The organism is Mycobacterium sp. NGS40, assembly GCF_059812735.1.
Genome location: NZ_JCALDG010000001.1, coordinates 138843 through 164050, shown reverse-complemented (window position 1 = coordinate 164050; position 25208 = coordinate 138843). Strand labels below are relative to the sequence as shown.

The 25208-nt window shown below is 66.1% G+C and carries 25 protein-coding genes; 16 read left to right on the top strand and 9 right to left on the bottom strand.

Features of this window, described 5'->3' with window-relative positions; translation table 11 throughout:
- Positions 1-61 precede the first annotated feature (61 nt).
- Positions 62-2614, bottom strand: a complete 2553-nt coding sequence (gene clpB, locus AC5Y5O_RS00760; RefSeq protein WP_096290831.1) for an ATP-dependent chaperone ClpB — start codon at positions 2612-2614, stop codon at positions 62-64.
- Positions 2615-2736: 122 nt separating this feature from the next.
- On the opposite strand from clpB, the gene AC5Y5O_RS00755 reads away from it, so the two are divergent.
- Genes AC5Y5O_RS00755 through AC5Y5O_RS00740 form a run of 4 tightly spaced genes read left to right on the top strand, consistent with a single transcriptional unit; the run spans position 2737 to position 6135 of the window.
- Complete coding sequence (locus tag AC5Y5O_RS00755; protein ID WP_243393746.1) at positions 2737-3672, top strand: DUF3060 domain-containing protein; 936 nt, start codon at positions 2737-2739, stop codon at positions 3670-3672.
- A 30-nt stretch (positions 3673-3702) separates the two neighbouring features.
- Entirely contained in the window at positions 3703-4887 is a 1185-nt protein-coding gene (locus tag AC5Y5O_RS00750) for an FAD-binding oxidoreductase (RefSeq protein WP_096284206.1), read from the top strand.
- 16 nt (positions 4888-4903) lie between these two features.
- Positions 4904-5794 (top strand): aldose 1-epimerase, encoded by an 891-nt coding sequence (locus tag AC5Y5O_RS00745; RefSeq protein ID WP_500023301.1) that lies wholly within the window; start codon positions 4904-4906, stop codon positions 5792-5794.
- Positions 5795-5799: 5 nt separating this feature from the next.
- Positions 5800-6135: a YbaB/EbfC family nucleoid-associated protein gene (locus AC5Y5O_RS00740; protein ID WP_096284202.1), complete on the top strand. Its 336-nt coding sequence runs from the start codon at positions 5800-5802 to the stop codon at positions 6133-6135.
- Between the two features lie 4 nt (positions 6136-6139).
- Here the strand turns inward: AC5Y5O_RS00740 and AC5Y5O_RS00735 are convergent, their stop codons facing one another.
- Positions 6140-6577 (bottom strand): hypothetical protein, encoded by a 438-nt coding sequence (locus tag AC5Y5O_RS00735; RefSeq protein ID WP_165796291.1) that lies wholly within the window; start codon positions 6575-6577, stop codon positions 6140-6142.
- Positions 6578-6625: 48 nt separating this feature from the next.
- On the opposite strand from AC5Y5O_RS00735, the gene AC5Y5O_RS00730 reads away from it, so the two are divergent.
- Both AC5Y5O_RS00730 and AC5Y5O_RS00725 read left to right on the top strand, forming a co-directional pair.
- Positions 6626-6946: a WXG100 family type VII secretion target gene (locus tag AC5Y5O_RS00730; RefSeq protein WP_165796290.1), complete on the top strand. Its 321-nt coding sequence runs from the start codon at positions 6626-6628 to the stop codon at positions 6944-6946.
- A 2-nt stretch (positions 6947-6948) separates the two neighbouring features.
- Positions 6949-7239, top strand: a complete 291-nt coding sequence (locus tag AC5Y5O_RS00725) for a WXG100 family type VII secretion target (RefSeq protein ID WP_165796289.1) — start codon at positions 6949-6951, stop codon at positions 7237-7239.
- Here AC5Y5O_RS00725 and AC5Y5O_RS00720 read toward each other — a convergent pair.
- On the bottom strand, positions 7214-8335 hold the full coding sequence (locus AC5Y5O_RS00720; protein ID WP_096284197.1) for a hypothetical protein: 1122 nt from the start codon (positions 8333-8335) through the stop codon (positions 7214-7216). The two genes, AC5Y5O_RS00725 and AC5Y5O_RS00720, sit on opposite strands and share 26 nt — an antisense overlap.
- Positions 8336-8425: 90 nt before the next feature.
- Here AC5Y5O_RS00720 and AC5Y5O_RS00715 point away from each other — a divergent pair, with 90 nt between their 5' ends.
- Together AC5Y5O_RS00715 and AC5Y5O_RS00710 are read left to right on the top strand one after the other, a co-directional pair.
- Complete coding sequence (locus AC5Y5O_RS00715; RefSeq protein ID WP_500023297.1) at positions 8426-9742, top strand: putative toxin; 1317 nt, start codon at positions 8426-8428, stop codon at positions 9740-9742.
- Positions 9739-10377, top strand: coding sequence for a hypothetical protein (locus AC5Y5O_RS00710; protein ID WP_500023295.1), 639 nt, complete (start codon positions 9739-9741; stop codon positions 10375-10377). Before AC5Y5O_RS00715 ends, AC5Y5O_RS00710 begins: the two co-directional genes overlap by 4 nt.
- On the opposite strand, the gene AC5Y5O_RS00705 is transcribed toward AC5Y5O_RS00710, so the two are convergent.
- From AC5Y5O_RS00705 to dnaK, 4 genes are read right to left on the bottom strand one after another with little or no spacing between them, the layout of a single operon-like run.
- Positions 10374-10760, bottom strand: coding sequence for a heat shock protein transcriptional repressor HspR (locus tag AC5Y5O_RS00705; protein ID WP_096284191.1), 387 nt, complete (start codon positions 10758-10760; stop codon positions 10374-10376). The genes AC5Y5O_RS00710 and AC5Y5O_RS00705 overlap by 4 nt on opposite strands.
- Positions 10760-11947: a molecular chaperone DnaJ gene (gene dnaJ / locus AC5Y5O_RS00700; protein ID WP_096284189.1), complete on the bottom strand. Its 1188-nt coding sequence runs from the start codon at positions 11945-11947 to the stop codon at positions 10760-10762. The genes AC5Y5O_RS00705 and dnaJ overlap by 1 nt, the downstream gene beginning before the upstream one ends.
- A gap of 53 nt (positions 11948-12000) precedes the next feature.
- Positions 12001-12678, bottom strand: a complete 678-nt coding sequence (gene grpE / locus AC5Y5O_RS00695; protein ID WP_096284187.1) for a nucleotide exchange factor GrpE — start codon at positions 12676-12678, stop codon at positions 12001-12003.
- The gene (gene dnaK / locus AC5Y5O_RS00690) at positions 12675-14537 is read right to left on the bottom strand and encodes a molecular chaperone DnaK (protein ID WP_096284185.1); all 1863 of its coding nucleotides are present in this window, start codon (positions 14535-14537) and stop codon (positions 12675-12677) included. The genes grpE and dnaK overlap by 4 nt, the downstream gene beginning before the upstream one ends.
- Positions 14538-14948: 411 nt before the next feature.
- Here dnaK and AC5Y5O_RS00685 point away from each other — a divergent pair, with 411 nt between their 5' ends.
- Positions 14949-16109, top strand: a complete 1161-nt coding sequence (locus AC5Y5O_RS00685; RefSeq protein WP_096284183.1) for a sulfotransferase family protein — start codon at positions 14949-14951, stop codon at positions 16107-16109.
- A gap of 1 nt (position 16110) precedes the next feature.
- Here the strand turns inward: AC5Y5O_RS00685 and AC5Y5O_RS00680 are convergent, their stop codons facing one another.
- Positions 16111-17004, bottom strand: a complete 894-nt coding sequence (locus AC5Y5O_RS00680) for a LysR family transcriptional regulator (protein ID WP_500023292.1) — start codon at positions 17002-17004, stop codon at positions 16111-16113.
- A gap of 142 nt (positions 17005-17146) precedes the next feature.
- Between AC5Y5O_RS00680 and AC5Y5O_RS00675 the strand changes: the two genes are divergently transcribed.
- Together AC5Y5O_RS00675 and AC5Y5O_RS00670 are read left to right on the top strand one after the other, a co-directional pair.
- The gene (locus AC5Y5O_RS00675) at positions 17147-18637 is read left to right on the top strand and encodes an aldehyde dehydrogenase family protein (RefSeq protein ID WP_096284179.1); all 1491 of its coding nucleotides are present in this window, start codon (positions 17147-17149) and stop codon (positions 18635-18637) included.
- A 10-nt stretch (positions 18638-18647) separates the two neighbouring features.
- Positions 18648-19598 carry an amidohydrolase family protein gene (locus AC5Y5O_RS00670; protein ID WP_500023290.1) on the top strand — a complete coding sequence of 317 codons (951 nt, stop codon included), beginning with the start codon at positions 18648-18650 and terminating at the stop codon, positions 19596-19598.
- A 1-nt stretch (position 19599) separates the two neighbouring features.
- Here AC5Y5O_RS00670 and AC5Y5O_RS00665 read toward each other — a convergent pair whose 3' ends face one another.
- A complete protein-coding gene (locus AC5Y5O_RS00665) occupies positions 19600-20157 on the bottom strand; it encodes a nucleotidyltransferase family protein (RefSeq protein WP_096284176.1) in 558 nt (185 codons plus the stop codon).
- A gap of 52 nt (positions 20158-20209) precedes the next feature.
- Between AC5Y5O_RS00665 and AC5Y5O_RS00660 the strand changes: the two genes are divergently transcribed.
- The 5 genes from AC5Y5O_RS00660 (at position 20210) to AC5Y5O_RS00640 (ending at position 25130) form a co-directional block, all read left to right on the top strand.
- The gene (locus AC5Y5O_RS00660) at positions 20210-22543 is read left to right on the top strand and encodes a xanthine dehydrogenase family protein molybdopterin-binding subunit (RefSeq protein WP_096284174.1); all 2334 of its coding nucleotides are present in this window, start codon (positions 20210-20212) and stop codon (positions 22541-22543) included.
- On the top strand, positions 22540-23424 hold the full coding sequence (locus tag AC5Y5O_RS00655; protein WP_500023287.1) for an FAD binding domain-containing protein: 885 nt from the start codon (positions 22540-22542) through the stop codon (positions 23422-23424). Before AC5Y5O_RS00660 ends, AC5Y5O_RS00655 begins: the two co-directional genes overlap by 4 nt.
- Positions 23417-23926, top strand: a complete 510-nt coding sequence (locus AC5Y5O_RS00650; RefSeq protein ID WP_500023285.1) for a (2Fe-2S)-binding protein — start codon at positions 23417-23419, stop codon at positions 23924-23926. The genes AC5Y5O_RS00655 and AC5Y5O_RS00650 overlap by 8 nt, the downstream gene beginning before the upstream one ends.
- A 179-nt stretch (positions 23927-24105) precedes the next feature.
- Complete coding sequence (locus AC5Y5O_RS00645; RefSeq protein ID WP_423790878.1) at positions 24106-24612, top strand: hypothetical protein; 507 nt, start codon at positions 24106-24108, stop codon at positions 24610-24612.
- Between the two features lie 23 nt (positions 24613-24635).
- Positions 24636-25130, top strand: coding sequence for a hypothetical protein (locus AC5Y5O_RS00640; RefSeq protein ID WP_096284166.1), 495 nt, complete (start codon positions 24636-24638; stop codon positions 25128-25130).
- Positions 25131-25208: the final 78 nt, after the last annotated feature.

Here is a 25208-nt window from a genome sequence, read left to right as displayed (position 1 = left end):
CTGAGAGCGGAAATATCGCTGCTCAATTCACGCCGTGAGAGCACGTTCGGCGTCAAGGGGATCAGCCGAGGATCAGGCCGTCGCCGTCCGGGCTGACGTTGACCGGAACGGTGTCGCCGTCGTGGACATCGCCGGCCAGCAGCAGCTTGGCCAGCTGGTCGCCGATGGCCTGCTGCACCAACCGGCGCAGCGGACGGGCGCCGTACACCGGGTCGAACCCGCGCTGGGCCAGCCATTGCTTGGCCGGCAGCGACACCTCGAGGGTGAGGCGACGCTGCGCCAGCCGTTTCTGCAACTGGGCCAACTGGATGTCGACGATCGAGACCAGTTCGCCGGGTTCGAGCCCGTGGAAGATGATGACGTCGTCGAGGCGGTTGATGAACTCCGGCTTGAACGCCGAGCGCACCGCGGCCATCACCTGCTCCTCGCTGCCACCCGACCCGAGGTTGGACGTCAGGATCAGGATGGTGTTGCGGAAGTCGACCGTGCGGCCCTGCCCGTCGGTCAGCCGGCCCTCGTCGAGCACCTGCAGCAGCACGTCGAACACGTCGGGGTGCGCCTTTTCGATCTCGTCGAACAGGATCACCGTGTACGGACGCCGCCGCACCGCCTCAGTCAGCTGACCGCCCTGGTCGTAGCCGATGTAGCCGGGCGGGGCACCGACAAGGCGGGCCACCGAGTGCTTCTCGCCGTACTCGCTCATGTCGATGCGGACCATCGCGCGTTCGTCGTCGAACAGGAACTCCGCCAGCGCCTTGGCCAGCTCGGTCTTACCGACACCGGTCGGGCCCAAGAACATGAACGACCCCGTCGGCCGGTTGGGGTCGGCGACCCCGGCGCGGGAACGGCGCACCGCGTCGGACACCGCGGTCACCGCCGCCTTCTGCCCGATGACGCGCTTACCCAGCTCGTCTTCCATCCGCAGCAGCTTGGCGGTCTCGCCCTCCAGCATCCGGCCGGCCGGGATGCCCGTCCACGCCGACACCACATCGGCGATGTCGTCGGGTCCGACCTCCTCCTTGAGCATCACGTTCTCGCGGGCCTCGGCATGCGGCAGTGCGGCGTCGAGCTTCTTCTCCACCTCGGGGATGCGCCCGTAGCGCAGCTCGGCCGCCTTGGCCAGGTCGCCGTCGCGCTCGGCGCGCTCGGACTCCCCGCGCAACGTTTCGAGCTGCTCCTTGAGGTCGCGGACGATGTCGATGGCGCTCTTCTCGTTCTGCCACCGGGTGGTCAGTTCGGCCAGCTTCTCCTTCTGGTCGGCCAGCTCGGCACGCAGCTTCTCCAGCCGCTCCTTGGACGCCTCGTCCTCCTCCTTGGCCAACGCCATTTCCTCGATCTCGAGGCGGCGCACCAGGCGCTCGACCTCGTCGATCTCGACGGGCCGCGAGTCGATCTCCATCTTCAACCGGGAAGCGGCCTCGTCGACGAGGTCGATGGCCTTGTCCGGCAGGAAGCGGGCGGTGATGTAGCGGTCGCTCAGCGTGGCCGCGGCCACCAGCGCGGAGTCGGTGATCCGCACCCCATGGTGCACCTCGTAGCGGTCCTTGAGCCCGCGCAGGATGCCCACAGTGTCCTCCACCGACGGTTCGCCGACCAGCACCTGCTGGAAGCGGCGCTCCAGTGCGGCGTCCTTCTCGATGTACTTGCGGTACTCGTCGAGCGTGGTGGCGCCCACCAGCCGCAGTTCACCCCGGGCCAGCATCGGCTTGATCATGTTGCCGGCGTCCATCGCGCCTTCGCCGGACGCGCCGGCGCCGACGATCGTGTGCAGCTCGTCGATGAACGTGATGATCTGTCCGGCGGAATTTTTGATGTCGTCGAGCACGGCCTTGAGCCGCTCCTCGAACTCGCCGCGGTACTTCGCGCCGGCCACCATCGAGCCCAGGTCCAGGCTGACGACGGTCTTGTCGCGCAGGCTGTCCGGCACGTCGCCGGCGACGATGCGCTGAGCCAGGCCCTCGACGATCGCGGTCTTGCCGACGCCAGGCTCACCGATCAGCACCGGGTTGTTCTTGGTGCGGCGGGAAAGCACTTGCACCACCCGGCGAATCTCGTTGTCGCGGCCGATCACCGGATCGAGCTTGCCTTCGCGGGCCCGCTCGGTCAGGTCGGTGGAGTACTTCTCCAGCGCCTGATAGGTCGACTCGGGATCGGCGCTGGTGACCCGGGCACTGCCGCGGACCTTGACGAACGCCTCGCGCAGCGCCTGCGGGGAGGCACCGTGCCCGGTGAGCAGTTTGGCGACGTCGGAGTCGCCGGTGGCCAGGCCCACCATCAGGTGTTCAGTGGAGACGTATTCGTCGTCCATCTCGGTGGCCAGCTGCTGGGCAGTGGTGATCGCCGCCAGCGATTCGCGGGATAGCTGCGGTTGCGAGCTGGATCCGCTGGCCTGCGGCAGCCGTTGCAGAAGTTTTTCGGCTTCGGCGCGAATGGTCGCGGGCTCGACACCGACAGCTTCCAGCAGCGGCGCCGCGATCCCATCGTTTTGTGTCAGCAGCGCCAAAAGCAGATGAGCCGGCCTGATCTCGGGGTTACCGGCGGCGCTGGCCGCCTGTAGCGCCGACGTCAGAGCCGCTTGCGTCTTGGTGGTCGGGTTAAAAGAGTCGCTGGCCAACCGAGACACCTCCGTTCGGGTATAGGGGAAATGCTTGTCCCGTTGTTCAACGCCGTCAAGGTTGAGTCTGTTCCGCTCAAGTTTAGATTTTTTCGGCTCGATGCGATAGGGGACTTTGGTCCATGAATCAGACGGATAAGGACCTCGCGCCGCCGCCGCGCGGGGTTCCGGCCACCTTCTGGCTCGCCGAGCTGCTGCCGTTTCGCTGGTGGTACGTCTGGACGCTGCTCGCGGTTGCGATCGTCCCGGTCGTGCTGTGGATCCGGCGGCCCGCGGCCTTCGCCGCGGCGGCGGTAATCACCCTGGCCGGGATTTATGCCGTGCAGCTGTTCGGCGCGCGGGTGCGAATCGGATTGCTCAAGTGGGGCCGGGTCGCAACCGTCACGCGCACTGAAAAGCTCTCGCGTGCACAGCATTTCAACACACGACTGCCGATGGCACATGATTGGACGGTCACCCGGGAGCGCTGGAGCGGTCCCAACACCACGACCGAGGTGTTTTACACACTCGACGGCCACCGGGGCGAGCTGGTGGCGCGCGGTCGCGAATACGTCGACGGGGTGATCCTGGCCGACACGCGCAATCCGGCGCGGGCCCGCTGCGTGACCGCTTTCGCCTACGACCTCGACCGCGACGAGAACGGCAACTGGGCCGGCACGCTTAGCCCACGGCTGCGGGTGGGGATGGCCTGCTGGTTTCTCATCGTGATCGGCTGGCTGGTCGTGGCGGGTTTGGCGGCGACCGGGACCCGCACCGGCCTGGCCGGCGGCAGCCTGCCCACGAACGTCCCCAGCTACGGCACCTTGCAGGTCAACGGGTCCGGCACCACGAAGACGATCCCCTGCAACGGCGGCTATCTCTCGGTGAGCGGCGTGGATAACACGATCACCGTCACCGGCCACTGCACCAGCCTCAGCGTCGCCGGCAAGGGGAATCGCGTCACGATCGACAGCACGGACGCGATCAGCACGACGGGCACCGACAACATCGTCACCTATCACTGGGGCTCACCGAATGTCGCCAACACCGGCACGTCGAACACCGTCGGCCAGGGCTGACGTGCCTGGGCGAGCCTAGAATCGGGCCCCGTGGGATTAGAGGACTCCGCTGCGTTGCGGGTACTGCGCGACGCGCTGGCCCCGGACGACTCGGGCGCCGGCGGCGAGCTGGTCCATCGCTTCTACACGCACTGGTTCGCGATCGACGGCTCGGTGCGCGACCTGTTCCCGCCCGAAATGGCCGCTCAGCGAGCCGCTTTCGGCCACGCACTGCACTGGGTTTACGGCGAGCTGGTGGAGCAGCGCGCCCAGGAGCCGGTAGCCTTTCTCGCCCAGCTCGGCCGGGATCACCGCAAATACGGTGTGCTGCCGGCACATTACGAGTCGCTGCGGCGGGCGCTGCGGACAACACTGCGCGCCCACTTGGGCCAACATAGTCCCGGGGCCTGGACAGATGCCGTCGACGAAGCCGCCAACCAGTCGCTGAACTTGATCACCGGAGTGATGAGCGGGGCCGCCGACGCCGAAGAGGGACCCGCGTGGTGGGACGGCACCGTCATAGAACATCAGCGGGTATCCCGGGACCTCGCGGTGGTGCGGCTGCGACTCGACCGCCCGATGCACTATCACCCGGGTCAGTACGTCAACGCCCAGGTTCCGCAATGCCCACGACGGTGGCGGTTTCTCAGTCCTGCCATTCCCGCCGACCCCGGTGGCGGGATCGAGTTCCACGTCCGTCAGGTCCCCGGCGGCCTGGTCAGCACCGCGATCGTCAACGAAAGCCGACCTGGTGACCGGTGGCGGTTGTCCAGCCCGCACGGTGGCCTACACGTCGACCGCGACGGCGGCGACGTCCTGATGGTGGCCGGCAGCACCGGATTGGCACCGCTGCGCGCGCTGATCATGGACCTGACGCGCCACGCGAACAACCCGCGGGTACACCTGTTCTTCGGCGCGCGCTACCGCTGCGAGCTGTACGACCTGCCGACGCTGTGGCAGGTCTGTGCCCACAACCCCTGGCTGTCGGTCTCGCCGGTGTCGGAATACAACAGCGATCCCGCGTGGGCCACGAACTACCCGGACGTCACACCGCCGCGCGGCCTGCATGTCCACCAGATCGGCCAACTCCCCGAGGTGGTCACCAAATACGGCGGTTGGGGCGACCGGCAGATCCTGATCTGCGGTGGGCCGAAGATGGTCCAGGCGACCACGGCCGCACTGATCGCCAAAGGCACCCCGGCGGAGCGCATTCAGCACGACCCGCTCAGCCGCTAACGGCTAGGCTGGCCGCGTGCATGTGGTGACCCTGCGCGACCCCACGTCATCGGCGGCCGCACAATTCGTGCCGGACGCGGGCATGATCGGCATCTCGCTGACCGACTCCGGAGTGGAGTTGCTCGGCCAGCGGCGCGGCCTGGATGCCTACATCGAAGCCGGCAAGACCATGGGCATCCCGATTCTGTATCCCTGGGCAAATCGGTTGAGCAGCAACACTTATACCGCTGAGAACGTGACCGTCGAGCTGACACCGGGTGAAAACGGGGTGCGCGCGGATCCCAACGGCTTGCCGATCCACGGCACTCTGGCCGCCTACCCCGACTGGCGGGTGGCCGCCGAGTCGGCCAACGAGCTGACCGTCGAGGTCGACTTCGGTGCCGAGCCGCGGCTGCTGGCCGGCTTCCCGTACCCGCACCTGCTGACGGTGTCGGTGCGACTGGCCGAACGGACGCTGACCGTGCGCACCACCGTCACCGCGACCGGTGAGACCGCGGTGCCGCTGTGCTTCGGCTTCCATCCGTATCTTCGGGTGCCCGACGCGGCGCGCGGCGAGTGGATCATCGAGACACCGCCGTTGCGGCATCTGGGCCTCGACGAGCGCGGCCTGCCCACCGGCGGATTCTCCCAGCAGCCGGCCAAGAAAGAACCCTTGGGCGACAATGCTTTTGACGATGCCTACGACCAGGTGGCCGAAGGTGCGGTGTTCGCGGTGTCCGGCGGCGGACGCCGGCTGGAAGTGCACTTCGAGCAAGGGTATTCGGCGACCCAGATCTTCGCCCCACCCGGCGAGGACCTGGTCTGCTTCGAGCCGATGACCGCGCCTACGGACGCGCTGAGCCGCGGCGGCTACCGCACGGCGCGCCCCGGCGAGCCGGCGGTCTCGGTGTTCTCCATCCGGTTCTAGCAGTCGTGCGCCCGGAGGTCGAGCAGCTGCTGCAGCAATGGAACTCGGTGCTGTCACTACTCGACGAGCAGGTCGAGCGGATGCGCACCGAGGCCTTCGCGGTCAGCGATCAGACCGGCACCGTCGAGGTTACCGTCAACGGTCAGCTGCGCCTGGTGGACCTACGCATCGATCCGGGGATTATGGGCCTCGGCGCTCGGGAGGTGTCCGAACGCATCAACGAAGCCCTGAGCGAGGCAATGGTTTTCGCGAATGAAAATGTCGATGCCGAAGTGGGCGAACTGGAGAGCCGGGTCGTCGAGGCGCTGGCGAAGCTGCGAGATTTACCGCCGGCGCGGTAACGGCTCAGGCCGTCCACACCCGCGGCTCTTCGCGGTGCGCGGTGGGCGCCACCAACTCTGCCTCGCCGTCGGCGTCGATGGCGTAGGGAAATATCAGTCCGATGGCCACCCCGTCGCGGTGTTCGACGGTGATCTCGATGCCGTCCCGATTCCGTTCGGGCAGAGTCACATTCAGTGCTACTGCGGCGGCGCGCAGGCTGTCCTTCAGATCGGCGACGGCGCGCCACTGCGCGGCGAGCTGATCGCCGATCGGCACCTCTTGGCCGCGGGGATAGTTGGGTTGGAGGGCTTGGCGTTCGCCGTCGATGGACACCGCGAGGGTGAAGGGCAGGAACTCCCCCGCCGACGCGATGCGTTCCAGCGCGAAATCGACGGCGGCGTCGACCAGGTCATCGAGATCGGCCTGGGCTTCTGCTGTCACGTTGTCACGCCAACCGGCCATGCGTTTGAGGGTAGCCTGAGCCAGGACCTCTTTCGAAAGGTGCGGGGGATGGCGGGGAATGAGCTACGGGCCTACTGTGCGGGGTTGACACACGCGTCCAAGGTGGCCACCGATGCGGCCGACGAGATCGAGGGCCTGCGTGCCAGGCTCGGAACACAGCTGGATGGCCTCGGCCGCACCTGGACCGGACAGGCGGCCAGCGCGTATCTGAGCATCTGGGCCGAGATCAACGACGAGTGCGGCGACATGCTCGGCGACTTGCGCTGGATCGGAGAATCGCTGTCCGCTGCGGCCGCGGCCTACGCGAAAATGGAAGACACCGGGGCCGACGCGCTCGGCAGCATCGCGCCTCCGGCGAGCGGGCTCTGATCGTGGCGCGGCGCACCGTCAACGAGGCCGAGCTGGTGGATGCGGCCGACGCATTGCGGCAGTTCTGTCAGACGATGAAGGACCGCCTGAACGAAGTCGCCACCGATTTGAAGGGCCTGCAACAAACCTGGGACGGTGTGGGATTCGACGCGTTCCTCGAGCGGCTGCAGCACTGGCAACGCTGGGCCGACGAGATGAGCGAGGTGGTGTTCGACATGCACCTCAATGCGCATATCGCCCATCGCAACTACGTGCACAACGCGGAGGTCAACACCGCGATGTGGGGCGGATAGCTGCCGGGCTGTTGGTCGGCAGGTTCGACGGCCCGTATTCAGAGGGAATTGCTGTGACGCGCAACGACTTCGGGAAAGGATCGGGCAGTGCGGCCAGTTGGCCGCGATCGGCGGGCTCGTCGATGGGCACATACATGGCGCCCTCGTCGTAATATGTCGTGTCCTCGGGCGGCAAGTAGTCACCGACCAACGGCAGGTAGTCACTGCCCAGCCAGGTCCACCAGATCGGCGGGTCCGGTAAGCCGAGAATTCCGTCGGCGCCGCGCAGGGTGCCGCTGCGGTCCCAGCTGAGGTCCGGGGGTCCGGACAGTTTGTGGTTGCGCAGCACTTCGCCGGTGGCCAGCAAGCTGCCGCGTCGTCGGGCGTACTCGACGAAGAAGCGCCGCACCGTGTTCCGCCACTGCGGTTCGTCCAACGGCTCGGCGACCACCCTGAGATGGTCGACCATGTTGCCGCCGTACACGTTTGAGTACAGCCCACCGTCCAGGCACGGCAGCGTCGCGGTGAACCAGGCTACATCGGAATAGGTGGAGACGAATTCGTCGTCACCATCGCGGTCCAGCCGGTGTTGATAGGGATAGTAGCTGCCAAACCGGCGTGGAAGTGCTTCGGGCAGAAGCTTTCTGGCAAGTTCCAGCCAGATCCTGGGGGCACTGGGTGCAGATTCCGGCGAGTACCAATGCAGGTCGAGAATGCGGATCAGCTCGGATGTGGGGCGCGGCACTTTGCGGGCCCGTTTGGCACCGAGAATCTCCTCGGTCTGCTCGTCGATCGCCACGCCCCCCGCGGCCACGGCCAGGGCTTTCGCGAAGCGCCGGGCGGGCTTGGTCTCGGCGGGGTTGCTGCCTTCGACGATGACCTGCCAGCTGGTGGTGGGCTCCAGCACGTGCGGCATGACGTCGTCGGGCACATCCTCGGGATCGATCTCGTACGGACCGAACACGGTGAACGCATAGTTCTCCTGCTTGCCCCGCAGCACACTCACCTCGCGGTCACCGCGTTCGCCGACGGTCAGGCCGGGAATGGTTGCGACGATCGCGTCCAGCTCGTCGGCGTCGATGCTGGATGGGGCATAGATCGTCAGGTCGTAGGACATTGCGTCGACGCTCCTGCTCAGGTGACTAACGCGTAGACCCAGGCTGCCATAGACTCAACCGCCAAGCGTGAGAGTGGGGCGGGGCCACTGGTGACGGACGTCGATCCAGAGTTGTTCTACGATGCGGCCGCTGCCTATAAGGAGAACAGCGACCATACCGCCGCCGCGCTGAACAAGCTGACCGGGGTGGACGCCGCCAACGCGGCCGGCACGCACGGCGTTGGCCCGCAGTGGGCAACGGCCTACGACGCCGCCGCCGACGAAGTCGGGCAGGTCGCGTACCGGCTGGTGAATGCCTTTCACAATCTGGGCAGCCTGCTGCGCCAAGACGGGGTCAACCACGACGAAACCGAAGATGCCTCGACCCTCAACCAGCGGGATGCCTACGGGGCGCCGGTTACACCGCCGGGTGAATCCGCGGGAACCTTTATCGACGCGGCCGTAAAGGTGAGTTCGGTTGCGGGAGGCGGCGATCCCGAGCCGCCGCATTGGGACCTGGTGCGCGGCCAGATCACCGACGGCTGGCCGGACGGTCACCCCGACCACGCGCTATCGGCCTCGGCGGCGTGGGAGACCTTCGGCCACGACCTGGTGGGCATCGACGATCAACCCGGGCCGGAGGAACAACGGCTGATCGTCGACGTCGAGGCGGCTGAAATCGCCTTTGTCATAGACCGACTCAATGAAGCGCGCATGGTCAGCACCGATATCGCGGGCGCATGCGGCGACATGTCGCGCGCGGCCAAGGATTACGGCAACGAGCTGAAATCGGTCAAGGACGACATGGCATTCATCGTCAAATGCCTCTACCTGATCGTGACGGCCCTGGATGCCTACCCGCCGCAATTGCATCTCATCGCCGAGGCCATCAAAAACACGTTCATCGCAACGGCCGTCACTCAGATCAACGGGCTCAACGCCGCGCTGCGGGTGACGGCCACGGCGTCGATGAAGGACTTGGGAGTAGCGGGTACCGCGATGGGCACCGCACTGCCGGCGGTCAAGTCGATCCTGGCGCTGGTGCCGCGCAGCGTTACTCCCACGCCGACGCAGCGGGTCAACGACAACCGGCGCAAGGGCCGTCGCGCCGAAGAGATCGCCGGCATCGACCAGACTGTGCCGAAGCAACGGATCCAGATAGTCGATCCAAACACTGGTAAAACCAGATACCGCATTCCTGACGAGCTCGAGCGGGACAACCACGTGGTTCGAGAGGTAAAGAATGTCCAGAAACTCCGCGTCACGCAGCAGATTCGCGACTTCGCCGAATACGCGCAGGAACGTGGCTTCAAGTTCGTCATCGTCGTGGACAAGGGTCGCACCGACTACCAGGGAGCATTAGAGACCTTGCAAAGGGATTATCAGGGCTTACAGGTAGAGATCGATGACAGCAGGAACTTGTCGTGAGTAGACACAACGAAGACCCAGAGGCCTGGCCCGAGTACCGACGGGCACTGAAACGCGAACTGAATGAGGCGGGCATTCCCGAAGACACCGTCTGGCAGTTAGTAAATTCGAAGATCGACTACCCGCAGGCAGTGCCCATCATCGTAGACTGGCTACAACATCTTGATGAGCGTGTCCCGCCGGGGGAAGAGCGGAACGCATTGCGCGAGGGGCTGATTCGCAACCTGATCACGAAGAACGCCAAAGGTAATCGTGCCGCGATCGACGTCTTGTTTCAACAAATCGAGATCGACCCCCCACTGGGCAGGTTTGAACTTGAGCCCGTTGGATATGCGCTTTTCGAGATCCTTGAACGCTCCGATTTCCCGCGGGTCGCTGCCGCGATCCGCTCTGAGCGGGATTTCCCTACCAAATCGTGGCTGGTGCGCTGGATCGGTCGATTCAAAACCGCGGAAGCCAAAGAGCTCGCCGTTAGCCAGCTTTCGAATCCCGCGACGCGTGATGCGGCCATGGCAGCCCTGGTGCGCCAGAAGGCCACCGGCGTGCGCGATGCCGTGGCCGTGTACCTCGACGATGAGCACGAGGTCTGGCGCAAGGAAGCGCGAAAGACTCTCGACAAACTGCCCGATGACTAACGCCGCTTACGGGGCTGCCACACCACCAGCGCGGTGCTCTTGGGCACCACCGCGACATCGCGGCGCTGGTTGGCGCGCAGCATGGCGATTTCCTCGGCCATCTCCTTGAGCCGCGACTGCAGTGCCTCGACCTGATTGGTCAGCTCGATGATCCGCTTGATGCCGGCGAGGTTGACGCCTTCGTCCTGGGAGAGCCGCTGCACCTCACGCAACAGATCCACATCGTGCTGCGAATAACGCCGTCCGCCACCGGAAGTGCGGCTCGGTGTCACCAGCCCGAGGCGATCGTAGGTGCGCAAGGTCTGCGCATGCATGCCGGCCAGCTCGGCCGCCACGGAGATCAAAAAGGTGCGGGCATCCTCTCGCTTGGAGTTTTTCGCCATCAGCGGTTACCCGCCCACCCCGCGCGCGGGTTGAACCCACTGGCGCGCTCGGCCTCCGCGTAGGCCTCTAGGGCCTCCTGCGCGGCGCCCTCCAAGTTCGGTGGCACAGCGACTTTCACGGTGACCAGCAGATCTCCGCTGCCCCCGCTGCGCTTAGGCACACCGCGTCCGCGCACCCGCAGGATCCGGCCGTCGGCGGTGCCCTTAGGCACCCGCACGCCAACCTTGCCGTCCAGCGTGGGAACCGAAAGCGTTGATCCCAAGGCCAATTCGCTGAAGCTGACCGGCACCGTCACGGTGAGGTCGTCGCCGTCGCGGCTGAAGACCTTGTCCGGCCGCACATGCACCGTCACGTAGAGGTCGCCCGAGGGTGCTCCGCGCAACCCCGCCTCACCCTGCCCGGGCAGCCGAATCCGCTGTCCGTCTTCGACGCCGGGAGGGATTCGCACGTTGATGGTGCGGGTGCGGGTGGTGACGCCGGTGCCTTTGCACTCGTCGCAGGGGTGCTCGATGATCGAGCCACTGCCCCGGCAGTCGGTGCAGGGCTCGGAGAAACCGAATGCACCCTGGTTGCTGCTGACCACACCGGCGCCGTTACAGGTGGGACACACCTTCGGGCTGGTACCCGGACGTGCGCCGCTGCCATGGCAATTGGTGCATGGTGCCGGGCTGGTCAACCGTAACGGCATCGCGACGCCGTTGGCGGCCTCGACGAAATCCAGCTCGGTTTCGGTTTCCAGATCGTTGCCACGCCGGGGCCGGCTCGGGCGGCCACTCGCGCCGCGTCCGAATAAGCCACCGAACAGGTCGCCGATGTTGGTGCCTCCGCTGCGGCCCGCGGCGTCGAACAGATCGTTGAGATTGAACTCGGCGCCATCAGAGCCATAGCCGCCCACGTTGAAACCACCGAAGCCGCCGGTGTCGAACCGCCGACCGCCAAGACCACCACCGGCGAAGAGCCGACGGGTTTCGTCGTACTCCTTGCGCTTGGCCGGATCCGACAGCACGTTGTGCGCTTCCGACACCGCTTTGAACCGTTCACCGGCGGCGGGGTTGTCGGGATTCGCATCCGGATGCAGGTCACGCGCCAACTTGCGATAGGCGCGCTTTATCTCTTCGGGGCTGGCGTCGGAGGAGACGCCAAGCTCCTTATAGAAGTCCTTTTCGACCCATTCACGCTGGGCCATGTCGCGTCACCTCCCTTCACCTTTCGCTGTTTCTGTTGTGCTGATTCTGTGCCTTAACCACCGGCAGTGTCGGCATTTTCGTCGGTGTCGCTCGCGCCGGGGTCCGCGCTTGGCGAGGCGCCGGCTTCATCGCCCACGCCCGAGACCGTGTCAACAACGCCAACCAGAGCGTGACGCAAAACGTTCTCGCCCAGTTTGTAGCCCTCGCGCATCACGGTGCCGATCACTGGCCTGGACCCCTCGCCGCCATCACCTTCGTGCTGGACAGCTTCGTGCAGCACCGGGTCGAAATCCTCGCCCTCGGCGCCGAACGCGACCAGACCAAGTCCGGTCAGCGCGCTCATCAGCTTGTCGGCAACGGACTTCAGCGGGCCCGATTCCAGGTCACCGTGCTTGCGCGCGCGCTCGAGATCGTCGAGCACGCCCAGTAATTGGCTGACAACGGTGGCCTTGGCCCGATCCGCCGCGGCCTGCTGGTCACGCAGCGCACGCTTGCGATAGTTCGCGAAGTCGGCTTGAACCCGTTGCAGGTCGGCGATCAGTTCGGCCGCCTTGCCCGCCTCCTCCGGAGTTTCGCCGGCGAACGAGTCGGACGCTGCCCCGCCCGGCGCCCCAGCAGTTTGGGGGCCGGGTGGGACATCGCGTACTTCTCCGGTCTCGGGATCGATCCGCCGCTTGTCGGTGACAGTTACCTGCTCTTGCGGATTGCCGTGTTGATTTCCTTGAGTCACTTGGACTCCCGGTCGTCGTCGACCACCTCCGCGTCCACGACGTCATCAGCGGAGCCGGATGAGCTGCCGGACTCGGCGCCGCCGGCCTGTCCGCCGGCCGCTTGAGTGGCTTCGTAGATCGCCTGACCCAGCGCCTGAGACTCCTGGCCCAGCTTCTCCATCGCCGCCTTGATCGCGGAGATGTCGGTGCCGCCCAGCGCCGACTTGGCCTCGGCGATCGCGCCGTCGACCTTGGCCAGCGTCTCCTCGGGAACCTGCGACCCGCCCTCGGCTTCGCGCTGCTCCTTGATGAACTTCTCGGTCTGGTAGACCAAAGACTCGGCCTGGTTGCGAACGTCGGCCTCTTCGCGACGTTTGCGGTCCTCCTCGGCGTGTGCCTCGGCGTCCTTGATCATCCGGTCGATCTCCTCCTTCGACAGGCCGGAGCCCTCCTGGATTTTGATCGTGTTCTCCTTGCCGGTGCCCTTGTCCTTCGCGGTGACGTGCACGATGCCGTTGGCGTCGATGTCGAAGGTGACCTCGATCTGCGGGACACCGCGCGGAGCCGGGGGGATACCGGTCAGCTCGAACGAGCCGAGCAGCTTGTTGTGCGAAGCGATTTCGCGCTCACCCTGGAAGACCTGGATCTGCACCGACGGCTGATTGTCGTCGGCCGTGGTGAAGGTCTCCGACCGCTTGGTCGGGATGGTGGTGTTGCGCTCGATCAGCTTGGTCATCACGCCGCCCTTGGTCTCGATGCCAAGGCTCAGCGGTGTGACGTCAAGCAGCAGAACGTCTTTCACCTCACCCTTGAGGACACCCGCCTGCAGCGCGGCACCCACGGCCACGACCTCGTCGGGGTTGACGCCCTTGTTGGGCTCCTTGCCGCCGGTGAGCTCTTTGACCAGCTCGGTCACCGCGGGCATGCGGGTGGAACCACCCACCAGCACCACGTGGTCGATCTCGGACACCGAGATGCCGGCGTCCTTGATAACCGACTGGAACGGCTGACGCGTGCGGTCGAGTAGATCCTGTGTGATGCGCTGGAATTCGGCGCGGGTCAGCTGCTCGTCGAGGAACAGGGGGTTCTTGTCCGCGTCGACGGTGATGTAAGGCAGGTTGATCGAGGTGCTCTGCGAACTCGAGAGCTCGATCTTGGCCTTCTCGGCGGCCTCACGCAGCCGCTGCATCGCCATCTTGTCCTTAGTCAGGTCAATTCCGCTGGTGCCCTTGAACTTGTCGACGAGCCACTCGACGACACGGTCATCCCAGTCGTCACCACCGAGGTGGTTGTCACCACTGGTGGCGCGGACCTCGACCACACCCTCGCCGATCTCGAGCAGCGAGACGTCGAACGTACCGCCGCCGAGGTCGAAGACCAGGATGGTCTGTTCCTTCTCGCCCTTGTCCAGGCCGTAGGCCAATGCCGCCGCGGTCGGCTCGTTGACGATGCGCAGCACATTGAGGCCGGCGATCTGGCCGGCTTCCTTGGTGGCCTGACGCTGGGCGTCGTTGAAGTACGCGGGCACGGTCACGACCGCGTCGGCGACGTCCTCGCCCAGGTACGCTTCCGCGTCGCGCTTCAGCTTCTGCAGAATGCGGGCGCTGATCTCCTGAGCGGTGTATTTCTTGTCGTCGATCTCGATGGACCAGTCGGTGCCCATGTGCCGCTTGACCGAACGGATAGTGCGGTCAACGTTGGTGACCGCCTGGTTCTTGGCGGGCTGGCCGACGAGCACCTCACCGTTGCGCGCGAAGGCGACGATTGACGGCGTGGTGCGTGAGCCCTCGGAGTTCGCGACGACGACGGGGTCGCCACCTTCTAGAACTGCGACGACGGAGTTGGTGGTCCCGAGGTCGATACCGACCGCACGAGCCATAGTGATTCCTCCTGATTGTGTAGAGCTTCTTTGGTGCCACTATGCTGAGTGAACCCCGCTCAAGCCTGCCCCCGAGGGTGCCGACCTGTCAACCCAGTATTGAGTCTGGGTCACTCAACTTGTCGATGATGCTAACGATTGGTGTCGGGAGCTTGTTCCCGGGGGCCTTACGATTTTTGCGACGGGTTTGATCAGCCCGGGTACCAGTGGATACGGCGCGATTCCCAAACTCGCCGTGTCGTTGAAATGACGTTCTTGTTAATTACGCATGCGTAGCACAACGAATCCGTAGCGTCCGCACTTGTCCAGTACATGTGTCCAAGTTCCTCCGCCAGAAGGGCGATGCGTCATGACTGCTCTTTGGGTCGTCGTTTCCCGACGCGCCACCCAACAGTGTCGGCTCAACCTGCGATGAAGGCCGGCTGTTCGACCTCGCGATGGTGGCACGAGTGGGCCGCCCCGCTGTGGATCGGCTGCAACTTCACCGCCTGGATGCGCCTGCTGATCCGCAACCGCTTCGCAGTGCACTGGAGCCGCTGGCACTACGCCGTGCTCTACACGGGCCTGTCCGTCGTCAACTCTTTCCTGGGGACGTGGCAGAACATCGTGTTCAGCAGGCGAGTCGCCAACACGGCGGTCGGCCATGCGCCGATCTTCATCATCGGGCACTGGCGCAGCGGCACCACCATGCTGCACGAAATGATGGTGCTCGACGAGCATCACACCGGTCCGACGACTTACGAATGCATTGCGCCGCATCATTTTCTGCTGACCGAGCGGTTCGCCCGTTTCGCCGAATTCCTGACGTCGAAGCATCGCGCGATGGACAACATGGACATGAGCATGGCGCACCCACAGGAAGACGAATTCGCCTGGTGCATGCTGGGACTGCCCTCGCCCTACCTCACCATCGCGTTCCCGAACCGGCCGACCCAGGACGAGCACTACCTGGACATGGACAAGTTGAGCGCCCGAGAACTGGAAACCTGGAAGCAGACCTTTTTCCGGTTCGTCCAGCAGGTGTACTTCCGCCGCCGCAAGGCAATCGTCCTGAAGAGTCCGACGCACAGTTTCCGGATCAAGGTGCTGCTGGACATATTTCCGCAGGCGAAGTTCATCCACATCGTCCGGGATCCGTACGTCGTCTATCCCTCGACCGTGAACCTGTTCAAGTCGTTCTCCTTGGTGCACGGGCTGCAGCGGCCGACGTTCCAGGGACTGGATGAAAACGTCCTGTCCAACTACCTCGACCTGCATCGCAAGCTGGACGAAGGACGCGAACTCGTTGACCCGGCACGGTTTTACGAGTTGCGCTATGAGGATCTGATCGGCGATCCCGAAGGTCAGCTGCGCAAAATGTACGAGCACCTGGAGCTGGGTGACTTCGATCGGTACCTGCCACGGCTGCGGAAATACCTCGACGACAAGGCTTCCTACCGGACGAACGAGTACGAAGTGACGGCCGAACAGCGCGCGATCATCGCGAAGCGCTGGGCCGAGGTCATCGAACGCTACGGCTACGGGGCGGTGGCCGAGGACGCTGTGCTTGAACAGGTCGCCATCGCAAGCTGATTCAGCGGGAAGCGACTTCGTCGATCAGCGCGAGGACGGCGCGGGTAGCCGCGCTGGTCGACCGGGCCGAGGACGTGGTGACGAACAATCGCCATTCGAGGTCGTAGTCGCTGACGCGCAGCGTGGCCAGGCCGAAATCGTCGATCTCGTCGAGGATGGTCCAACTGAGGAAGCCGATCCCCAGGCCGTTGCGGATGTAGGTCGCGGCCGTGCCGAGGTCGGCGACCTCCACCGCGACGGTCCGTTCCACACCGGCGGCGGTGAACGCGTTGTCGATCACGGTTCTGGTGCCGTATCCCGGCGGGCTGTCGACGAACGACATGCCTTCCAGTTCGGCCAGCGGCACCGAATCACGTTGAGCCAGTGGATGATCGGCCGGTACGACCAAAAGCAGCGGAACAGCCGCGACGAGCCGGGCGTTCAGGTCGGCCGGCGGCGGGCCGGTGAAGACCAGAAAGGCAACGTCGAGATCGCCGTCGCGCAGCTGGCGGGCGAGGCCGGCCGATCCGGCGCTGGCGGCGCGCAAGTGCACCGTCACCCCCGGATGCCGGGTATGCAGTTCGGCCAGCACCGCGGGCATGTCGATCACGCTGATCGACGTCAGAATCCCCACCGTGACGGTGCCGCGGATCGAGCCGCGGGTGGCGTTGACGGCGTCCTTGGCCGCGCGGGCGGCATCCAGGGTTTCGCGGGCGCGGGGTCGCAGCTCCTCCCCCGCCGGAGTCAGCTCGACGCCCGCCGAACCCCGGAGGAATAGCTCTGCGTCGAGTTCTCGCTCCAGGGCCTTGATCGTCGCCGACACCCCCGATTGGACGACATGCAACTTTTTTGCGGCCTCGGTGAAGCTCCGGTTGTCCGCGACGGCGAGGAAGTACTCCAGATGACGCAGCTCCATGCAGCAATTATCACCGCCCGTGCTAGTACCCATCAGAACATTTCGTTGGCCCTGATGCCGCAGCTAAACGTAGCGTCGACGACGTCGAGCGTGACTGACCGCCCGTCGACCGCCCCCACCCCCAACCTTGCTGGACGTGCCAATGACTCTGCAAGCTCCCGCCCTGACCAGGACCAGAACACGCTGGTCGTCTGCCTCCACCGACGACCAATTCGTCGTCGAGAATCCCGCGACGGGCCGGACCGTCACCGTGGTGCAGGGAGCGGGACCCAACGAGGTCGACCAGGCGGTGCGCAAAGCCCACGCCGCACACCTGCGCTGGAAGCAGCGGCCGGCCCGGGAGCGCGGGGGCTATCTGCGCCAGATCGCCGAAGTCATCCGCGCGCACGCGGACGAGCTCGCGGTGCTCGAGTCACGGGAAATGGGCAAGCCGATCGCCCAGGCGCGCCAGTTCGACCTCGAAGCGGCGATCTCGATCTTCGAGTTCTTCAGCAGCATCGTGGAGAACCTGCCGAACAAGGCGCGCGACCACGACACCGTCCTGGACGTCACCACGCTCGAGCCGTACGGCGTGATCGCGGCCATCGTGCCGTTCAACTGGCCACCCATCCACACCGCCGGGAAGATCGCTCCGGCACTCGCCGTCGGTAACGCCGTCGTGCTGAAGCCACCGGAGCAGACCCCATCGGTCGTGCTGCGCATGGTCGAGCTGATTCAGTCGGTGCTGCCGGACCGCGTGGTGCACGCCGTGCCGGGCAAGGGCGAGGTGGGTGCTGCGCTCGCCGGACATCGCCTGGTGGGCAAGGTGTCCTTCACCGGGTCGCCGCGGACGGGTTCGGCCGTGATGCGCAATGCCGCCTGCAACCTGACCCCGACGCTGATGGAACTGGGCGGCAAGAACCCGCTGATCGTCTTCGACGACGCCAACATGCACGAGGCGCTGATGGCGGCCATCGACGGCGGCTTCTTCAACCAAGGCGAGGCGTGCACCGCGTCGTCGCGAATCCTGGTGCAGGACAAGATCTATAACGAGTTCGCCGCGAAGCTGTGCAAGGCGGTGACAAAGCTGCGGGTGGGCGACGGAGCCGATCCCACGACGGATGTCGGACCGTTGGTCACCCGGGCGCAGCAGAAGCAGGTGCTGGACTACCTCAAGCTCGGCGTGGCCGAGGGCGCGCGTATCGCCGCCCAGGCGCCGCTGCCCGACGACCCTCGCCTGGCCGACGGGTTCTACGTGTCGCCAACCGTGCTGACCGATGTGACTCCGCGGATGCGGGTCGCCCGGGAGGAGATTTTCGGACCGGTCGTCACCCTGATCCCGTTCACCGAGGAGGGTGAGGCGGTGCGGATCGCCAACAGCACTCCGTTCGGACTGGTGGCGGCGGTGTTCACCCAGGACGGCGACCGCGCGTTGCGGGTGAGCCGGCAGATCCGGGCCGGCGCCGTCTTCGTCAACAACTATGTCCGGATCGCGATCGGCACCGGATTCGGCGGGGTGGGCCACAGCGGCTTCGGACGCGAGCACGCCGAGGAGACGCTGGCCGAATACGGCTACACCAAGACGATTCGGTGGGCGGCCAAGCGCGACGAACTGCCGTATTGGACCGCGGCCAACCGCGTCCTGGAGAGCTGAGGACGACCAAGTGCGGACCATCGCACTCGAAGAGCATTACGCCACAGCGGGATTCCTGAGCGGCCCGGGGAGCTGGCTCGCATCGCGCGCGGGCGTGATCGAGCCCATCGCCGATCTCGGCGACGGCCGCATCGCCGCGATGGACGAGGCGGGTATCGATCTGGCGGTGCTGTCGCTGGCCGCGCCCGGTGTCGAGCAGCTGGACGGCCCGAAAGCGGTCCCGCTGGCCCGCGAATGCAACGACGAACTCGCCGCGGCGGTCGCCCGGTACCCCGGGCGGCTGGCGGGCTTCGCCTGCGTGCCGGTCAGCGCGCCCGACGCGGCGGCCGACGAATTGGAGCGGGCGATGCGCACGCTCGGCTTCGTGGGCGCGGTGATCAACGGGCACAGCCAAGGTCGCTATCTGGACGACCCGTTCTTCGAGCCGATTCTCGATCGCGCGGCGGCGCTCAACGCTCCGGTCTATCTGCACCCGACGATCCCGCCGGCGGGCGTCATCGAGTCCAGCTACGCGGGGTTCTCCCCCGAGGTCACGTTTGCCTTCGCGACCGTGGGGTGGGGCTGGCACATCAACACCGCCACACACCTGCTGCGGCTGATCCTCGGCGGCGTATTCGACCGCTACCCGCAGTTGCAGATCGTGATCGGGCACATGGGGGAGTCGACGTCGTTCATGCTGCCGCGCTTCGACGCGACGCTGAGGCCGGAACTGACCGGACTCGACCACCCCGTGAGCACCTACCTGCGGCGCAACGTGCACTACACGTTCGCCAACTTCAACGACGAAGCGACATACGCCAACCTGGTCGCCCAGGTCGGCATCGACCGGGTGGCGTTCTCGGCCGACTACCCGTTCGGGTCGATGAAGGCCGCCCGCGCGTTCCTGGAGGGGCTCGAGCTGACCGACGACGAACGGGCGCGCATCAGCCACCGCAACGCCGAGAAGCTACTGGGTCTGTGACTTAACCGGGCTCGTCGACGTCGTGACCGCCGGCGAGGTCACTGCAGTCGACGATCTCGACGTCGTGGCGGCCGCGCAGATACGCCCCGGCGCCTTTGTCTCCGGAGATCCGGGCCAGCACCTCGGGCCAGTGCCGGCGCGCGATGACCACCGGATGCCCGGGCCGGTCGCCGAAGTACGCACGCGCCAGCCCGGTGTCCGTGACCCGGCCGAGCACCCGCGCGATGACGTCGGGGCCCACGTCGGGAGTGTCGATCACGTGCACGACCGCGTAGTCGGCGCCCATCCGATCCGCCTCGGCCAGGCCCGCGCGCACCGACGCGCTGAGCCCCTCGTGCCATTGCGGCGCGGTGATGGCCGTGACGCCGGGCGGGGCCACGACCTGCGCGGCCCCCAAGACCAGGACGACATCGGCGCATCCCCCGTCGCGCAGCGCCCGGACCGCGATGTCCAGCCAGCCCTCGACCAGGACTTTCGGCTTCCCGTACCGGCGACCGGCACCGGCGGCCAGCAAGACTGCGACGTGGTGTGGCGGATCGGTGAACCGCGGTAACCGCACTCTCCTATGATGGCATTCACCTTCTCGCTCAGCGACAGCCCCATGGAGCGATATGACTCAGGATGTGCAACGGCCGCCCACCGCCCCGCCGCCCCGCTATGCCGGGACCCGGGTGCCGCGGGTCGAGGACGGCCGGTTGCTGACCGGCCACGGCACCTTCGTGGACGACATCTCGCGGCCCGGCATGCTGCACGCCTGCTTTGTGCGCAGCCCGTTCGCCCGCGCCCGGATCAACGGTATCGACGCCGCCGCGGCGCTGGCGCTGCCCGGCGTGCATGCGGTGTTCACCGCAGCCGACCTCAACGCCGACGTCAAGGAGTCCTGGCACGCCGTCGCCGGTAAGGACGTCGCGGACACCCCGCGGCCGCCGCTGGCCGACGGCGAGGCGAAGTTCGTCGGCGACCCGGTCGCGCTGATCGTCGCCGAGAGCCGCTACGTCGCCGAGGACGCGCTCGAACTGGTCGACGTCGACTACGAGCCGTTGCCCGCGGTTTCCGACTTCACCGCAGCGCAGACTTCCGACGTGCTGGTGCACCAGACGTACGCCGACAACGTCGCAGGCGGGATGGGCGGCGCGCCGCCGGACGAAGAGATCTTCGGCTCGGCCGCCTGCGTGGTGAAAGAGGAGATTTACCAACAGATTTACGCGCCGGTGCCGATCGAGACGCGTGGCCTGGTAGTCGAGTGGGTCGCCGCCACCGGAGAGCTCACCCTGTGGGCGTCCACCCAGACCCCGCACGAACTGCGCGCATTTTGCGCGCGCTTGTTAGGCATTGCGGCACAACGGGTTCGGGTCATCATGCGCGACACCGGCGGCGGTTTCGGCCAGAAGGTCGTTCCGATGCGGGAAGACATGTGCATCATGCTGGCCGCCCGCAAGGTTCCGGCGGCGCTGAAGTGGATCGAGGACCGGCGCGAGAATCTGATGTCGGCCGGACAAGCCCGCCACGTCAACGGCACCGCCCGGATGGCATTCGACGCGGACGGCCACATCGCGGCCGCCGACATCGACTTCATCCAGGACATCGGCGCGTATCCGACGCCGTATCCGGTGTTGACCACCGCGGCCATCGGCATGTTCTTCCCGGGGCCCTACCGCGTGCCCAAGGCCAGCTTCAACTACAAGACGGTGTTCTCCAACACCAGCGGCCTGGCCGCCTACCGCGGCCCCTGGCAGTACGAAACGCTGGCCCGCGAAATACTTCTCGACATCGGCGCCCGCAAGATGGGCCTGGATCCCGTCGATCTGCGACGGCGAAACCTGCTGCGCCGCGACGAGATGCCCTACTTCAACCCCAACGGCATGCCCTACGATCACGTCGCCCCGGCCGAGACTTTCGAGCAGGCCGTGAAAATCCTTGACCACGAAGGCTTTCGCAAGGAACAGCGCGAGGCGCTGGCTCGGGGCCGCTACCTGGGCCTCGGGTTCTCGGCGTACATCGAGCCCACCGGCGCGGCGACCGGTCACCTGGCGACCGAAGGCGCCACGATGACGATGGAACCGACGGGCAGGATCAACGTCTACGTGAACGGCGGCTCGAGCGGAAACAGCTTGGAAACCACCGTGATTCAGCTAACCGCCGATGCACTGGGCGCGGACATCGACGACGTGGCCACCATCCAGGGCGACACGGCGATCACTCCGTACGGCGCCGGGACGCAGGGCAGCCGCAGCGGGCCGATGACCGCCGGGGCGGTCGAAGAAGCCGGGGCGATCCTGCGGCAAAAACTCGTGACGCTGGCCGCACACCAGCTCAAGGTCACCGAATCCGAAGTGGAACTGGCACATTCGACCGCCTCGGTGCGCGGTGACTCGTCGAAGAAGCTGAGCTTCGCCGAGCTGGCCTACGCCGCCTACTACTCACCGCAGCAGCTGCCGCCGGGGACGTCATTGGAGGCCACCGCACGCTACGTCGCCAAGGCGCCGATCCTGTGGTCCAACGCGACTCATGCCTGCACCTGCGAGGTGGATATCGAGACCGGCAAGGTCACGTTGTTGCGCTACATCGTCAGCGAAGACGTCGGGCCGATGATAAATCCCGCGATCGTGGAGGGCCAGATCGCGGGCGGAACGGTGCAGGGCATTGGCGGCGCGCTGATGGAGGACATGGTCTACGACGGCGACGGCAACCCGCTGGCAACAACTTTCGTCGACTATCTGCTGCCCACGGCCACGGAGGTGCCGCCAATCGAGTTCGGTCACGTCGAGATCCCCGGCCCCGGGCCGGGCGGGTACAAGGGTGCCGGCGAGGGTGGTGCGATCGGCTCGACGCCGGCGGTGATCAATGCGATCAACGACGCGCTGGCTCCGCTGGGAGTGGCGATCACCCGGCTGCCGGCCACCCCGGCGTCGATTGCCGCATTGGTGGCCGAGGGAAATCAATGAAACCCGCGACGTTCGACTACCACCGGCCCGCCACGATCCAAGAGGCGGTGGGTCTGCTGGCCGACCTCGGCGACGAGGCGAAAATCCTGGCCGGCGGGCAGAGCTTGATCCCGATGCTGTCGATGCGGCTGGCCTACTTCGACCACCTGATCGACATTTCCCGGCTCACCGAACTGCAGGGCATCGACCATCGGGGCCACGAGCTGTGGATCGGCGCCGGCACCACCGAGGCCAAGGTGGGCGCCGATCCCCGCGTCCGTCAATCGGTTCCGTTACTGGCTCAGGTGACACCGTTCATCGGGCACTTCCAGATCCGCAATCGCGGCACCCTGGGCGGCTCGATCGCGCACGCCGACGCCGCGGGCGAGTACCCGGCCGTCGCGCTGACCCTGGACGCGACCATGGAGGTGCTTTCGCCGCGCGGGCGTCGCGAGATCACCGCCGCGGACTTCTTCGCCGGGGTGTGGGAGACCACGATGGAATCCGACGAAGTGCTGACCGGAGTCCGCTTCCCCCTCTGGAACGGCAGATCCGGATTCTCGATGCACGAATTCTCGCGCCGCCACGGCGATTTCGCGATCGCGGGCGCGCTGGTCGCGGTGACGCTCGATGACGGTGACCGGATATCGCGCTGTGCAATCGGCTTGCTGGGACTGGGTCCCACGCCGCTGCGCGCCACCGCCGCCGAGCAGGCGGTGATCGGCCGGCCGGCCGGCGACGTGGCCGCCGAAGAGGTGGGTCGGGCCGCGATGACGGGACTCGACGCGATTCCGGTCGATCTGCAGGGGTCGGCGTCATATCGCAGGCAGGTGGGCGCCACGATGACCGCACGCGCCTGGACCAAAGCCATCGAACACGCCGCGGGAGCACGACATGCATGAACGATCAGTCCGCTTGTCGGTCAACGGAACTCCGTTCGTCGCCACCGTCGAGCCACGCATGACGCTGGCGGACTTCCTGCGCGACAAGTGCGGGCTGACCGGTACCCACCTCGGCTGCGAGCACGGGGCCTGCGGCGCGTGCACGGTGCTGCTGGACGGCGATGCGGTGCGGTCGTGTCTGATGTTCGCGGTGCAGGTGGACGGCATGGAGGTGACGACCGTCGAGGGCATCGCGGCGCCGGACGGCACCCTGTCACCGGTGCAGTCGGCGCTGCGGGAGTGCCATGGCCTGCAATGTGGATTCTGCACGCCGGGTTTCGTGATGTCGCTCACGGCGATGTTGCGTGACAATCCCGATCCGACCGACGGGGAAATCCGGGAAGGCCTGTCCGGCAACTTCTGCCGATGCACCGGGTATCAGGGCATCGTCGCCGCCGCGCATCGCGCCGCCGAGATTACGCGCGAGGCGCGCGACGCGCCGGAGTCTGCCGTCCAGCGATAACACTTTGCTATCGACGGCATTCCAAACGCGCGTCGCCCCAGCACATAGCGCCGTCTGCTGCGTAGTCTGCTTCTGATATCTCCAAGATTCGGGAGCGACGCGTGCGGTTTTCGCAGAGGACACGGTGGAGTCTTGCCGGTGGAACCTTGCTGCTTTCGCCCATATTGGTGATCAGTCCCATGCTGATCAACGGCTGTTCGTCCGTCATCGAGGGCAGGCCGGTCGCCGCGCCGGGCGCCGGACCGACCGAACCCGCTTTTCCCGCACCGAGACCCAGCGCCGCGCCGTCGTATCCCACCGGGATCCCACCGACGACGCCGGTCAACCCGAACGCACCAGCCGGCGCGATTCCGCTGCCGCCCGACCAGAACGGTTACGTCTTCATCGAGACCAAGTCCGGAGTCACGCGCTGCCAGATCAATAAGGACAGCGTCGGGTGCGAGGCACCGTTCACCGACTCACCCATGCAGGATGGTGAACACGCCAACGGTGTCCACATCACCTCTGCCGGTTCCGTGCAGTGGATCTTGGGCAACCTGGGTGCCATTCCCACGGTCCCGATCGACTACAAGACCTACGACGCGCAGGGCTGGACGATCGAGGCGTCCGAGGCCGGTACCAAGTTCACCAACGCGCGTACCGGACACGGCATGTTCGTCAGCGTGGAGAAGGTCACTACGTTCTGAGGCCGGTCAGTACGATCGGTGCCGTGGCAGGCCCCCCGGACGACTTCAACAATGAACCGACGCGGTATAGAGGCGTCGGTAGGGGCGATCACCCGTCGGCCGATGAACCGCCGCCGCCCGCTCCCGACCCGGCGGAGCCCCCGCTCGATCCTTTCGACGAGGACACCGAACCCACCCCCTGGTACCGCAAACCGGTAGGGCTCATCATCTGGGGCCTGTCCGTGCTGATCCTGATCGCCCTGATCGTCTACGGCATCATCGAGCTCATCGGGGACCAGGGCACCAGTAACACCCCCAGCACCCACACGACGACCACCACGACGCCGACCACAACGCCGACCACAACGAGCACGGCCACGACCACCACGACCACGAGTCCGCCATCGGCCACCACGACCACCGAGCCACCCACCAGCGGCCCCGTCGAGTCGCCGGCCCCACAGCCGACTCGCCAAGAACCGACGCGTCGGCGTCATTGGCCATCCTGGCTACCGACGACCATCCCCGCGATCCCCTAACGAGTTGGTTGCAATTAAGTCAACGTTTGACGGCCGATCGGAACCTGCCCGTGTGGGTCCCACCTCGGCCGACACCGC

Excerpts from the sequence above, each read along its gene's own strand:
- AC5Y5O_RS00680 (WP_500023292.1), bottom strand. The coding sequence starts at position 17,004 with ATGGAGCTGCGTCATCTGGAGTACTTCCTCGCCGTCGCGGACAACCGG.
- AC5Y5O_RS00645 (WP_423790878.1), top strand. The coding sequence starts at position 24,106 with ATGCTGATCAACGGCTGTTCGTCCGTCATCGAGGGCAGGCCGGTCGCC.
- AC5Y5O_RS00650 (WP_500023285.1), top strand. The coding sequence starts at position 23,417 with ATGCATGAACGATCAGTCCGCTTGTCGGTCAACGGAACTCCGTTCGTC.
- dnaJ (WP_096284189.1), bottom strand. The coding sequence starts at position 11,947 with ATGGCCCAGCGTGAATGGGTCGAAAAGGACTTCTATAAGGAGCTTGGC.
- AC5Y5O_RS00655 (WP_500023287.1), top strand. The coding sequence starts at position 22,540 with ATGAAACCCGCGACGTTCGACTACCACCGGCCCGCCACGATCCAAGAG.
- AC5Y5O_RS00755 (WP_243393746.1), top strand. The coding sequence starts at position 2,737 with ATGAATCAGACGGATAAGGACCTCGCGCCGCCGCCGCGCGGGGTTCCG.
- AC5Y5O_RS00720 (WP_096284197.1), bottom strand. The coding sequence starts at position 8,335 with ATGTCCTACGACCTGACGATCTATGCCCCATCCAGCATCGACGCCGAC.
- AC5Y5O_RS00685 (WP_096284183.1), top strand. The coding sequence starts at position 14,949 with ATGAAGGCCGGCTGTTCGACCTCGCGATGGTGGCACGAGTGGGCCGCC.
- AC5Y5O_RS00705 (WP_096284191.1), bottom strand. The coding sequence starts at position 10,760 with ATGGCGAAAAACTCCAAGCGAGAGGATGCCCGCACCTTTTTGATCTCC.
- AC5Y5O_RS00675 (WP_096284179.1), top strand. The coding sequence starts at position 17,147 with ATGACTCTGCAAGCTCCCGCCCTGACCAGGACCAGAACACGCTGGTCG.
- AC5Y5O_RS00660 (WP_096284174.1), top strand. The coding sequence starts at position 20,210 with ATGACTCAGGATGTGCAACGGCCGCCCACCGCCCCGCCGCCCCGCTAT.
- AC5Y5O_RS00735 (WP_165796291.1), bottom strand. The coding sequence starts at position 6,577 with ATGGCCGGTTGGCGTGACAACGTGACAGCAGAAGCCCAGGCCGATCTC.
- AC5Y5O_RS00730 (WP_165796290.1), top strand. The coding sequence starts at position 6,626 with ATGGCGGGGAATGAGCTACGGGCCTACTGTGCGGGGTTGACACACGCG.
- dnaK (WP_096284185.1), bottom strand. The coding sequence starts at position 14,537 with ATGGCTCGTGCGGTCGGTATCGACCTCGGGACCACCAACTCCGTCGTC.